10 protein-coding genes are annotated in these 12,491 nt (G+C 39.6%); 4 read left to right on the top strand and 6 right to left on the bottom strand.

The window, feature by feature from the left end:
• The 5 genes from MHI18_RS13600 to MHI18_RS13580 form a co-directional block, all read right to left on the bottom strand.
• Entirely contained in the window at window positions 1–729 is a 729-nt protein-coding gene (locus MHI18_RS13600) for a ThuA domain-containing protein (protein WP_340848101.1), read from the bottom strand.
• 26 nt (window positions 730–755) lie between these two features.
• Window positions 756–1,574 carry a carbohydrate ABC transporter permease gene (locus tag MHI18_RS13595; RefSeq protein ID WP_340848100.1) on the bottom strand — a complete coding sequence of 273 codons (819 nt, stop codon included), beginning with the start codon at window positions 1,572–1,574 and terminating at the stop codon, window positions 756–758.
• The gene (locus MHI18_RS13590; RefSeq protein WP_340848099.1) at window positions 1,574–2,434 is read right to left on the bottom strand and encodes a carbohydrate ABC transporter permease; all 861 of its coding nucleotides are present in this window, start codon (window positions 2,432–2,434) and stop codon (window positions 1,574–1,576) included. The genes MHI18_RS13595 and MHI18_RS13590 overlap by 1 nt, the downstream gene beginning before the upstream one ends.
• A 99-nt stretch (window positions 2,435–2,533) precedes the next feature.
• Complete coding sequence (locus MHI18_RS13585) at window positions 2,534–3,826, bottom strand: ABC transporter substrate-binding protein (RefSeq protein WP_340848098.1); 1,293 nt, start codon at window positions 3,824–3,826, stop codon at window positions 2,534–2,536.
• A 134-nt stretch (window positions 3,827–3,960) separates the two neighbouring features.
• Window positions 3,961–4,248 (bottom strand): hypothetical protein, encoded by a 288-nt coding sequence (locus tag MHI18_RS13580; RefSeq protein WP_340848097.1) that lies wholly within the window; start codon window positions 4,246–4,248, stop codon window positions 3,961–3,963.
• 244 nt (window positions 4,249–4,492) lie between these two features.
• Between MHI18_RS13580 and MHI18_RS13575 the strand changes: the two genes are divergently transcribed.
• From MHI18_RS13575 to MHI18_RS13560, 4 genes are all read left to right on the top strand, one after another.
• A complete protein-coding gene (locus tag MHI18_RS13575) occupies window positions 4,493–6,910 on the top strand; it encodes an SH3 domain-containing protein (protein ID WP_340848096.1) in 2,418 nt (805 codons plus the stop codon).
• A 132-nt stretch (window positions 6,911–7,042) separates the two neighbouring features.
• A complete protein-coding gene (locus MHI18_RS13570; protein WP_340848095.1) occupies window positions 7,043–8,191 on the top strand; it encodes an iron-containing alcohol dehydrogenase in 1,149 nt (382 codons plus the stop codon).
• A 139-nt stretch (window positions 8,192–8,330) separates the two neighbouring features.
• Window positions 8,331–9,806 (top strand): GAF domain-containing sensor histidine kinase, encoded by a 1,476-nt coding sequence (locus MHI18_RS13565; protein WP_340848093.1) that lies wholly within the window; start codon window positions 8,331–8,333, stop codon window positions 9,804–9,806.
• An 18-nt stretch (window positions 9,807–9,824) separates the two neighbouring features.
• The gene (locus MHI18_RS13560; RefSeq protein ID WP_340848092.1) at window positions 9,825–11,270 is read left to right on the top strand and encodes a sigma-54-dependent transcriptional regulator; all 1,446 of its coding nucleotides are present in this window, start codon (window positions 9,825–9,827) and stop codon (window positions 11,268–11,270) included.
• Window positions 11,271–11,312: 42 nt separating this feature from the next.
• On the opposite strand, the gene adhP is transcribed toward MHI18_RS13560, so the two are convergent.
• A complete protein-coding gene (gene adhP, locus MHI18_RS13555) occupies window positions 11,313–12,326 on the bottom strand; it encodes an alcohol dehydrogenase AdhP (RefSeq protein ID WP_340850292.1) in 1,014 nt (337 codons plus the stop codon).
• Window positions 12,327–12,491 lie beyond the last annotated feature (165 nt).

Here is a 12,491-nt window from a genome sequence, read left to right as displayed (position 1 = left end):
CTATTGTTTATTCTTTGATGATAGATCCTCGATTGCTTGGGAATGTCCATATTCAGGTCGAATTCTTTTAACTGGTTTAACCCATTCAACTGCATTCTGAATGACTCTTTGAACATTCTGATTATAATAGGTCGGGTACGTTTCATGCCCCGGTCTAAAATAAAATATTCGACCATTTCCACGAGTGTATGTACAGCCGCTTCTGAAAACTTCGCCGCCTTCAAACCAGCTGAGAAAGACTAGTTGGTCAGGGGCAGGTATATCGAAATGCTCTCCATACATTTCTTCCTGCTCCAGCTCAAAATACTCTCCAATTCCTTCGGCAATCGGATGGCTGGGATCCACGACCCAAATCCGTTCCTTTTCTCCATCCTCACGCCATTTTAAATCACAAGTGGTCCCCATTAATTTCTTGAAAAGTTTCGAAAAATGTCCTGAGTGAAGAACAATGAGCCCCATGCCCTGTAAAACCCGCTGATAAACGCGTTCAACAATCTCATCATTCACATCATCGTGTGCCTTATGTCCCCACCATAGCAAGACATCGGTCTCGTTTAATACCTCTTCACTCAATCCATGTTCTGGTTCATCCAGCGTTGCCGTAGATGCATCTATGCCTTGTGCTTGAAGAAACTCTGCAATTGCACCATGAATCCCCTTTGGATAGATTGCTGATACAGCCGCATTCGTTTTTTCATGACGATTTTCATTCCAAACAACCACTTTCATTGCAATTCACTCCTTTAAGATGTGATTTACTTAACAGCTCCATCTGAAATGCCTTTGATAATTTGTTTTTGTGCAAAGAAATACGCAATAATCACAGGTAGTATGGAAATCGTTAGACCAGCAAGCGCCAAATGCCATTGTTTCGTGTATTGACCAAAGAAGAAGAACAACTTCAATGGAATGGTTTCCGTCCCATTGCCGCCAATCACGAGAGAAGGCAATAAATAATCATTCCAGATCCAAATAACATTTAATACACCAACTGTAACGGACATCGGTTTCAATAACGGAAAGATAATATACCAAAAAGTCTGAAATTTATTACACCCATCAATTTTAGCTGCATCATCAAGTGACTCTGGAATTCCTTTTAATGCCCCATGATAGAGAAAAATAGAGAGACTTGCTCCAAACCCTATATACATAAAAATTAAGCCGCCTCGATTAAGCATGTCGAGTTTACCAAATTGAGCCACAAGTGGAATCATGACCGATTGAAACGGGATTAACATGGATGCCACAAATACGAAGAATATCCAAGAGCTGAACTTACTCTTGTTTCGTGACAAAGCATAGGCTGCCATGGCAGAAAAGATGATTATTAACACGGTGCTGACACCCGTAATCAATAATGAATTCCCAAAAGCATTTATGAATCCTAATTGTTCAAAGGCTTGGACAAAATTATCCCATGTCCATGTTTCCGGAAGTCCAATTGTATCAGCGAAAATATCTCGTTTTTCTTTAAACGCGTTTACTCCCATTAGATAAAATGGGAAGAGCCAGACCAGGGCTAGAAGGATTCCCATAATCTCAACCAGGTAGAGCAGCCGGCGATTACTCATTATAGTTCAACCTCCCTTTTCTTGTTGTAAAATACCTGAACAAGCGAGACGGCTGCTACTACTACAAAGAAAATGACAGCCTTTGATTGAGCATAGGCCATAGCGTTATCAGTAAAAGCTGATTTAATAATGTTCATTGCAACCATTTCTGTCGAATTATATGGTCCCCCGTTAGTCAGAGATAAGTTCTGATCATACATTTTAAAAGAATGAGATAGAGTCAGGAATAGACTTACCGTAAATGCTGGTGCAATAAGTGGAACGGTAATGGTTCTAAACCGCTGAAACTTACTTGCCCCGTCAATTTGGGCTGCTTCTATTAATTCCTGTGGGACCGATTGCAAATACGCTATATAGATGAGCATGACATACCCAGCCATTTGCCAAGATGTCAAAATGACGAGTCCCCAAAAACCAGTTTCTGAGGTTGATAGCCATCCTTTCAACCCTTCAATCCCAACTGCATCACCAACTGCTGCAAATGCCTTTGTAAAAATAAATTGCCAGATAAAACCTAAAATCAATCCACCGATCAAATTGGGCATGAAAAATATTGTCCGTAAAAAACTGCTGCTTTTAATGTGCTGCGTTACAATTAAGGCTAATCCTAAACCAATAATATTTATGACAATAATAGCCGCAGCTGAAAACTTAATCGTGAACCAGAAAGATGTCATGAATTCATTGTCACTGAGTAACTTCGTATAGTTATCCAAGCCTACAAACTTACTCAAACTAAGCCCGTTCCAATCAGTAAAGGAATAAAACAGTCCATTTAATAAAGGAATAATAACCACGGCAATTAAACAAATTAGAACTGGTGAAAGAAAAAGCCAAAATGACAAGTCACGATTTCGCATCCAATCAACCCTCCATTCCCTTCCAATGTCTATAAAGCTCTTAAACTAAAAAGAAACGAAGTGGAGCGGACTCCTCTCCGTTTCTCTCTGTTTATTATTTTATTGTTGTGAACGAATCTCTTTCCATGCGTCCATATTCTTTTTAACTAATTCATCCCAAGATAATTTACCAGAGACATAGGCTTGAACACTTGCTCCGAATTCGTCTTCATTCCATCCAATTGGGAAACCATTAAAGGCCCATCCAATCGTATTTCCTGCTTCAGAATATTTGTAAATTTCCTGTGAAATTGGATCAGCAATCTTCGTCCCATCATATCCTTCATAGGCAGGGATAAACTTAAAGTCTTCCAACACTGCTTGTTTTCCAGTATCTGAAGTGTACATCCAATCCAAGAATTTCTTCGCTTCTTTTTGTACCTTTTCATCAACTTTAGTATTTACTGCCCAGTAGTTCGGCACTCCTACTGGCATTTTAGACTCTCCGTTAACCGGAATTGGGATAATGCCAATTCCTTTCTCAGCTAATTCTGGGTCCATCTCATAAACTGTGTTGTAGATCCAGTTTCCCTGTTGAATGATAGCCACCCGTTCAAGGGAGAACAATTCCTCAACCTGTTGTGAATAATCTAAGCTTGTAGTCGGTTGTACCGAAAAGTCATTCTGCAAATCGACCAACTGTTTTAACCCTTCACTATTCTTAAATTCCACAGTTGGCGACTCATAGGCTTTTAGTACGTTCCCCTCGAACTCTGGAGCCAAGAAAACATTTGATAAATGATTTCCTGTCACCCATTTTTCTTTAACGGGAAAAGCAAAGACTGCTTCTAATTCTAAATCCTTCTTTTTACTATCCAGTGTTTTAACCGCTTCCAAAAGTTTGTCATAAGACGTTAATTCTTCTGCCTTAATTCCTGCCTTTTCAAAAATTCGTTTATTATAAATAAACCCATATCCTTCTTGGTTGAACGGCAGTCCTAATATCTTTCCATCGACCGTAACTCCATCAAGCGTTCCTTCTAGCGCAGCCTTCGATGCATCTGTTTCACCTAAATCGAGTAAACGATCACTGAATTGCTCGACATCTGTAGGTCCGCCAATATTGAAAATTGCCGGTTCCTCGCCCGATGCAAATTTAGTTGTCAATGACTGCTTATAGTCATTTCCTCCCCCAACAGTCGAAACCTTGATATTTACGCCTTTATTTTCTTTTTCATAAGCTTTTGCTAATTCCTCAAATTGGTTTTTAAATTCTACTTTAAACTGAAAGACTTCTAGTGTGAGATCATCCTTTGAATCCCCTCCGCCTGAAGAGGATGAACATCCGCTCAACACGGCACCTGCCAAAAACAGACTTGAAAAAATACCGGTAAATAATTTACCCTTTTTCATCGATAGACCCCCCATTTTCTTATGATAAGTAAAAATATGTACGCAATTCTATTACCCTATTTTTACATTATTAATCATATATTACAAATATAAACTAATCCACCGTCCCTACGCAATTGTAACCGCTTCAATTATTATTTGCGTACGGTTTTAAAGGCTTGTTTATATCCTTCTAATCCTGCAATATCTATTAAACCGGTGTTTCCACAATTCAAGCATCTAGAAGGAAGTGTCCCCCCAAACCCCATCGCTGCTGACATATACGGCTTATCCTTCACACTTTCAAAAGACTTATATTGATCAGCTAGTTCACCTACACCATCAGGATAATACTTCCCGTATGGTTGTACGGCCCCTTTATTCCCGCATTTTAAACAGATAACATTTGGAATAATCGTAAATAACTCTTCCGGCTCATTCACTAGACCACTCCTTTACCTCTTCTTCTACTTAATTCTATTCGGGACATCCAAGTTATTTTCCTCTAAATAAAATACTAAAAAAGGTAATTTAATATTGTTTTCCAAATTCTACACATTCATACTATATATGTATACAAAAATCTTATAATACTACTCTACTAAATCTTTATTTGGGACCGATATTACTAGTAATCCATAAAACGATGCATTTATAAGTAAGAGAGGAATGATTTTATTGAGAAAAATGAGTATGGTTCTTACTCTTTCAGCCGGAATTTTAGTCACAACAGCTGCTCTCCCTGCAGTCACACCCCTTGGGATCAGCTCTGCTGAAGCAAGCGTAATTAAGAAAACACAACTAAAAACGACGGCTGATTTAGTATTACGTGTTTCCGCCAGTACAAAAGCCAAAAAACTACTAACCATTCCAAAAGGAAAATTGATTACGGCAACGGAGAAAAAGACCGGCTGGTATAAAGTAACGTACATCTATAAATCTACAAAAAAAATAGGCTGGGTAAGCAGCGGGTTTGTGAATGCGGAAGAATCTATCAGTAAAACTTATCGTTTCACCAAAAAAGCTACTAATCTTTATTCCCAACCGTCCGCAAAAGGTTCGCCCGTTTCCGTTGCAGCCAACAATGGCTTTTATAGTACTCAAAAAATCGTAAACAGCATCGGTGAAACGTGGTTCAGGGTCTATTTAAACGATAAAAAACTCTATCTAAAGGACAGTGGACTTACACAGAGTACCTTTAAATCTTTTGCCAAAACCAAGTATGTATCTGAAAAGAAAACAAATCTCTATCAATCCTATGGTAATGCCCATAAGAAATTAACGGTGATTCCCAAAGGCACTGAAATTACATCCAAAAAAAGAAACGGTGACTGGTTAAGTGTTAGCTTCAATGGGCATACCGGCTACGTTTACATAAAAGATTTTAGCGAAAATAAAGAGACTATTTCTAGTATTGATGCCATTTACTTTACGAATAAGGCAGCTAAGGTGTACGAAGCTCCTAAATCTTCAAGTACAACTACAGGGACCATTTTGATGGGGAATGGCTTTATTTCTAAAGAAAAGACAGTCAATCAGACGGGTACTTGGTATAAGATTACGTATAATGACCAAGAACGCTACCTAAAGGGTGATGATGTCGTGGAAAAAACATTTTCGTCTATCAAACCAACTATTCTACAGGCTAAAGTGGAGACAAACGTCTATGCCTCTTATGGAACTGATTTCGCCAAATTAGGCACTATCACAAAAGGCAGTCAGTATATGACCGAGAAGAAAATTGGCGACTGGTACGAAATAAGCTATGAAAATACAATCGGATATATTTTCAACGGCGATTTCAGTGAGTACGAAGCACCTGTAGAGGCACCGATTACAGAAGAAAAAATGTCCAATACAACGTTTGTGACGACTTCTGAAGTATCTGCTTATAAAACAGCGGATGGAAAAGGATCCGCTGCTTTTACTCTTAAACCATCAACAATAATTATGGCAAATGCACGAACTTCAAATGACATGTATAAAGTCACTGATGGCAGCAGGACCGGCTACGTCTCTGTTGACTCGCTTAACCAAGTTAGAACAGGTGACCCAATCATGAATCGCACTGGGTACCAATTTATCGATTTACGCACACAATCAAAAGTAACAGCAGCTCAGATTGATCAGTATATATCATCATATGTAACCCCAAAAAACAAAATGAGTGTTTTAACAGGAAAAGGGAAAGTGTTCATAGCAACTGGAAATGCATATGGAGTCAATCCATTATATTTAGCTGCGCACGCGATTCATGAAAGCGGATATGGCACCTCAGATATTTCTTTAGGGAAAAACAATTTATTCGGTTTTGGATCCTACGACGCCGCTCCATTTATCGCATCATACCGCTTTAATTCTGTTGATGCCTGTATTGAATACATCGCCAAACAGTTGAAAGCTACCTACCTGAATCCAGCTGATTGGCGGTACCAAAAGTTTGCCTATCTTGGCTTCAGTACGAAGGATATGAAAAATACCCGAATTGCTGCCAACAGCGAAGGGATGAACTTTTATTATGCAAGTGACCCTGAATGGGGGAAAAAGATTGCCGCGCATATGGAAAGAATCTACCCTTATAATCAAGCAGAGTACAAAAATGCTGTGATTGATACGATTAATCCTGGCGAACCAAGTAAACCAATTGGCAGCGACTTGTTTCCAAATAGAATCGAAACGGTCGCTAATAAAGCGTTAACGCTCTATAACAGTCAGGCGGTCTCCACAACAAAAGCAGTTTTAAAATCAGGTACATCGTTTACTCTGCTCGAAAAATCAAATGACTATTGGGTACGAATTAAAGTCGCTGATAAAGAATATTGGACCAACAGCATTAATTTTGTCGAATATAAAAAAGCAATATCCGTTAAAAACTTAGGCCGGGTCAGCCGTACTGAAGGAAATCAAAATCTTAATGTTCGTAAAGAGGCATCTGCATCGAGCGAAAAACTCGGTGAATTGACACCTAATTCATATGTTCAGCTCGTCCTCAAAAAAGATGGCACATTAATGATGAATGATAAAAAGACATGGTACTACATCCAGTTGGACGACGGTACGTATGGCTGGGTAAGTAAGAGTTATATCGTTCAAGAATTAAAATAGGATATTTTTCTTTGGCACCTCACTTTTAATGTGGGGTGTCTTTTTTAGAAAAAAATAGGATAAAAAAAAGGAATGTACCGCTTCTTTGGTAAATAGTAGAAGTAGTTGTGATGGAGGAGGTATTCCTAAACCATGTCGATTACTAAATTTGTCATTCCAGAAATTATATTTGGAATGAATTCAATTCACCAAGCAGGAGAAGCCTGTAAGCGTCTTGGTGCCACTAAAGCTTTAGTTGTGAGTGACAGCGGGGTCGCAAATGCCGGTTGGCTCGACATTGTCATCCAGTCGTGTCAGGCGGCAAAGCTTTCGTACACTACTTTTATCGAAACTACCACAAACCCAAAGGATTCAGAAACAGAGGCTGGCAGCGTGCATTTCTTAAATCATGGATGCGATGCTGTAATCGGTGTTGGGGGCGGCAGTGCCTTAGATTCAGCTAAAGGAATAGCTCTTCTCTCCTCAAATAAAGGCAGAATCCGAGACTATGAAGGCATAGATAAAATTCATACACCACTTCCTCCAATGGTGATGGTCATGACGACTGCAGGATCTGGATCGGAAGTATCACAGTTTTCGGTTATTGTTGATTCTGACCGTGAAAAGAAAATGATTATCATCTCTAAATCACTTGTTCCTGATATTGCGATTATTGATCCAAATACCTTGACCACTAAGGAGGCCGAATTAACTGCAACTACAGGAATGGATGTTTTGACACATGCGATTGAGTCCTATGTAAGCATCGCCTCTACTCCTCTTACAGATGTCCAGGCTAAGAATGCTTTGTCTCTCGTCTCCCGTTTTTTACGTCCTTCCGTCGCATCCAAACGTAATATAGATGCCAAGGAAGCCATGGCAATGGCAAGCCTGCAAGCGGGCCTTGCCTTTTCTAATGCCATTCTTGGGGCAGCCCATGCAATCTCTCATTCAATTGGCGGCAAATATTTACTGCCGCATGGAGAGATAAACGCTATTCTTCTGCCTCATGTCATGGAATTCAATCGGATGGCTGTGCCTGAGCGCTTTAGAGAAATGGCTGATATCATGGGAATTGATACAAGAACGCTAACAGATACCGAAGCCGGGATAGCAGCAATAAAGTTTGTTAAAGAGCTGTCTCAGGATATTGGTGCTCCTTCCACACTTACTGAAGTGGGAATCACAAGAGATATGATAGATGTCATTGGGATGACTGCACTAGAGGACGCCTGCATGATAACCAACCCGCGCGATATGTCGTTAAACCAAATAAATAACTTGCTCTTAAAGGCACTATGAGGAGGCGTCCACTATTCAAGCAGCGAATACTGACTTAATTGAACTTCTTACAGGCGTCCGGTCATCCAAAAAGAATTATTATACTGAATTAAAAAACACAGTTGACCAGCTTAAGAAAAAAAATTTACAGCTGGAAATTATGAATGATATCACAAATAGCATCCATATTAATCTCAATATCGAGGAAATGCTTCATCAAGTTATGGGTAGACTTGGGCAGCTGATGGTCTTTGAAAACTGTCATTTAGTCCTTTTGAAAGATCACCAAACATCCTTAATTCATATATCCCCTTTGAAAAGTTGTGAGCTTGAACAGGAAGCAGGATGGACAGCCCTTCATGAACTTGCCCTACTAGAAGGGGCGATTATTCAAAAACATGTCAGCGAACTCCCTTCCCTTTATATAGAAAAAGAGAAATTATTAAGTCTTGATATTCATACCATCATCATGATGCCGCTCTATTGCCACGATGATGGAATAGGTGTTTTACTTTTCGGCCGGAAAGATCTTGAAGAATGGGACGAGGATGAATTAGATTTTTTAAGGAAACTATCAAACCAGATTACCATTATGCTTGAGAAGGCTCATCTTTTTAATGAGCTGCTGCACTCTCAACAAGAATGGGTCGAAACCTTTAAAGCTATTGAAGATATCATCGTGATTTTTAATCAAGATTTAGAAGTCGAGCAGTGCAACGATTCTGCAAAAGAATTCACTTCCTTAGAAAGCTTACTTATTGCTGCCCACCCACTTGTCCAGTCCACTTTCGTCAACGAAACACCCAATTTCATAGAAATACATCTTGCGAATGATTTGATCTTTGATTTGCAAACGTACCCCATTAAAAACAGAGATTTGCATGTCTATGGTGTTATTGCTTACTTTAAAAACGTTACAAAAAAAAGAAACATGGAAGCGCAGCTGCTCCATAGCGGAAAATTAGCAGCAATTGGAGAAATGGCAGCTGGAATTGCCCATGAATTGAATAGTCCATTAACTGCGATTCTCGGAAATTCCCAAATTCTCTTACGAAATTACCCTTCAGAAAATACAGATGCAATTTTATTACAAGATATTAAAAATTGTGGAAACCGCTGCAAAGAAATCATTAAAAGTCTGCTTACTTTTTCCCGCCAGAATGAATATAGCTTTACCTATTATTCTCTGAATGAGGCGATACAGCAGGTTCTTAACTTACTGAAGTTTCAGTTGGAGAAAAATCGAATTACCATACAGTTGTCCTTGATGAATGATCTCCCTCTTCTTAAAGGAAGTCAGCCCCAAATTGAACAAATTATCATTAATCTGCTTCTCAATGCTCGAGATGCATTAGACATGGGAAAAGCTGAAAAGAAACGATTAATTATTGAAACGTACGCTGAGGAAGACTATCTTGCCCTAGTGGTCCGAGATAACGGGATTGGAATCGAATCTGAGAGGATTCCTTTGATTTTCCATCCCTTTTACACGACCAAAGATATGGAAAAAGGAACCGGTTTGGGATTGTCTGTTAGTCTAGGAATTGCCAAGGATCATAGCGGTACAATTGAAGTTAAAAGCTCTTACGGAAAAGGGAGCAGCTTTATACTCAAATTGCCTTTAAATGGGTCGTAACGAGCGAGGTGAACAGGAATGAATTTGCTAATCGTAGACGATGAAAGAGAAATTGGAACGTTCTTATCTCATTTATTTTCCCTAAAGGGATTTACTGTACATAAAGCAGTCAGTGCAAACGAATTCTACCAAATTGATTTTGCTGCCCACATCTTTCATGCGGCCATGATTGATATTAAACTCCCTGATGGAAGCGGGCTTGCTTTATTGCAGCATCTGAAGCAACAACAGCCTCACTGCCAGGTTCTCATCATGACTGGCTACAGCACAATTAAAACAGCAGTAGAGGCTATGAAACTTGGAGCGAGTGATTATATTGAGAAACCCTTTGATGATATTGAAATCCTTGAAAAGCAAGTTGAAATCCTCTTAAAAAGAACACCATCAGCTACTCCACCATACATTCATAAATTGGCTAAAGAAGCAGGTATGTTAATCGGAAAAAATCCCGAGATGAATCAGTTAGTTGAGACCACATGGAAAGTAGCACAAAAATCTGTCAATGTACTAATTGAAGGAGAAACGGGAACCGGAAAAGAAATTCTCTCCCGTTTTATTCATCTGGCAAGTCCCAGGAGAGATGATCCCTTCATCGGCATTAATTGTGGGGCAATCTCGGAATCACTGTTAGAAAGTGAATTATTTGGTCATGAGAGAGGAGCATTTACAGGAGCAACTCAACAAAGAAAAGGATTCTTTGAAATTGCAGGAAGCGGCACCCTGTTTCTGGATGAAATCGCTGAAGCATCATCTGCGATTCAAGTGAAGTTGCTTCGGGTATTAGAGACGAGAGAATTTATGCGTGTAGGCAACAGTCACACCCTTCAAACCAATGCTCGATTGGTGGCTGCAACGAATGAAAATCTTCAACAAGCGGTTGATAACCGTACGTTCCGTGAAGATCTATTTTACCGTTTAAACGTTGTTACGTTAGAACTTCCAGCATTACGAGAAAGAAAAGAAGATATTCCTATACTCATACATCACTTCATAGAGCGGAACGGCCAACAATCCATTACTTTTTCACCTGCTGCCATAGATAAACTTATGTCGCATGATTGGCCTGGCAATATTCGGGAGCTTTCTAATGTAATTACCCGTACGCTCACATTCGCGGACCAAGACTCCGATATTTCCGCTGATGATATCGTTTTATCATCAGCTTGTTCTGCACCTGCAAGAATGTTAAAAGCAGAAACGCCGTCTCTTAATACGAACAATCATTTAAAGCAGTGGCGTAATGAGAAACTCGCCGATTTTAATGCAAGCAACAAAATAAATCTTGAACATGTTCTTACTGAGATTAAACAGCTTGAAACGGACATTGGCAAAGATATGGTCCAGCAGGCACTGCAAAACACATTTGGAAATAGAAACGAGGCTGCGAAACGTCTCCATATTTCAATGCGAAAGCTGCGCTATTTACTAAATGAAAAGAATAAAACAGACGTAAAGAAATCATAAAAAAACGAAACAGGATTCCCTAAGGGCATCCTGTTTCGTTTTTTATTCCATCGTCAACACGACACGACCATTAATCTGTCCTTTTTCCATACGTTGAAAGATTTCGTTAATCTCTTTAAGAGGTTTTGTTTCAATATTAGTTTTCACTTTTCCTTGTTTTGCAAACTCAAGTGCCTCCATTAAGTCTTTTCTTGTCCCTACAATTGAACCTTTTACAGTGATTCCATTTAACACCGTATCAAAGATTGGAATGGGCAGTACATCATTAGGAAGCCCGACAACCACCAATGTCCCACCCCTTTTAACAGAGCTATATGCTTGTTCAAAGGCTTTTTTTGTAACAGCTACGGAAATAGCTGCTTGGACACCGCCCACTTTCTTTTTAATATCCTCTATAGGATCTGCCTTCAAGCCGTTAATCGTTATGTCGGCTCCCAGTTCTTTTGCGAGTTCAAGTTTATCATCTTGGATATCTACTGCTATGACATTAAAGCCCATTGCCTTCGCATATTGAAGTGCGACATGACCTAAGCCGCCTATTCCATAAATAGCGACCCAATCTCCTGGTTTCGCACCAGAAATTTTAAGGGCTTTATAAGTCGTCACACCCGCACAAAAAATTGGAGATACCTCAGCAAAATCCAATCCCTCAGGAACCTTTACTACATATTTCGCCGGTGCTTTGCAATATTCTGCATAACTTCCATTCACAGAATAGCCAGCATTTAATTGATCAGGACACAATGTTTCCCTGCCGGTTAAACAATATTCACACTCGCCGCATGCTGAATAAAGCCAAGGAATTCCGACTCGGTCACCAACTTTTAAGGAAGTGACACCTTCAGCCACCTTTTCAATAATGCCTACACCCTCATGACCGGGTATCAGAGGCAGAGTAGGTTTGACTGGCCAGTCACCGTGCGCCGCATGAAGATCTGTATGACAAACCCCGCAAGCCTTAATTTTGACTAAAATTTCTCCATATGCCAATTCAGGTATTGGGACTTCTTTAATTTCTAATTCTTGATTGAATTCATTCACTACTGCCGCTTTCATTAGCTTAACCTCTTGTTTTTTCTTTGCTTCTAATGTATTCGCATTTTGGTTCGCACTCATATACGTTTCCCTCCCCTATCTGACTGACAACGAATTGACAGTCTAACCACTTAATGTGATGTACTTAGAGATATTGCAAGTCTTGTGCCAACAGTTCGTGCCGCA

It is taken from the genome of Peribacillus sp. FSL H8-0477 (genome assembly GCF_038002765.1).
GTDB lineage: Bacteria > Bacillota > Bacilli > Bacillales > DSM-1321 > Peribacillus.
The sequence above is the reverse complement of the archived record's forward strand: the minus strand, read 5'-3'. Positions and strand labels throughout refer to the sequence as shown.

What these genes read in the sequence shown, in the direction of transcription:
- MHI18_RS13575 (WP_340848096.1), top strand. Translation starts at nt 4,493, where the DNA reads ATGAGTATGGTTCTTACTCTTTCAGCCGGAATTTTAGTCACAACAGCT.
- MHI18_RS13570 (WP_340848095.1), top strand. Translation starts at nt 7,043, where the DNA reads ATGTCGATTACTAAATTTGTCATTCCAGAAATTATATTTGGAATGAAT.
- adhP (WP_340850292.1), bottom strand. Translation starts at nt 12,326, where the DNA reads ATGAAAGCGGCAGTAGTGAATGAATTCAATCAAGAATTAGAAATTAAA.
- MHI18_RS13565 (WP_340848093.1), top strand. Translation starts at nt 8,331, where the DNA reads ATGAATGATATCACAAATAGCATCCATATTAATCTCAATATCGAGGAA.
- MHI18_RS13600 (WP_340848101.1), bottom strand. Translation starts at nt 729, where the DNA reads ATGAAAGTGGTTGTTTGGAATGAAAATCGTCATGAAAAAACGAATGCG.
- MHI18_RS13560 (WP_340848092.1), top strand. Translation starts at nt 9,825, where the DNA reads ATGAATTTGCTAATCGTAGACGATGAAAGAGAAATTGGAACGTTCTTA.
- MHI18_RS13590 (WP_340848099.1), bottom strand. Translation starts at nt 2,434, where the DNA reads ATGCGAAATCGTGACTTGTCATTTTGGCTTTTTCTTTCACCAGTTCTA.
- MHI18_RS13585 (WP_340848098.1), bottom strand. Translation starts at nt 3,826, where the DNA reads ATGAAAAAGGGTAAATTATTTACCGGTATTTTTTCAAGTCTGTTTTTG.
- MHI18_RS13595 (WP_340848100.1), bottom strand. Translation starts at nt 1,574, where the DNA reads ATGAGTAATCGCCGGCTGCTCTACCTGGTTGAGATTATGGGAATCCTT.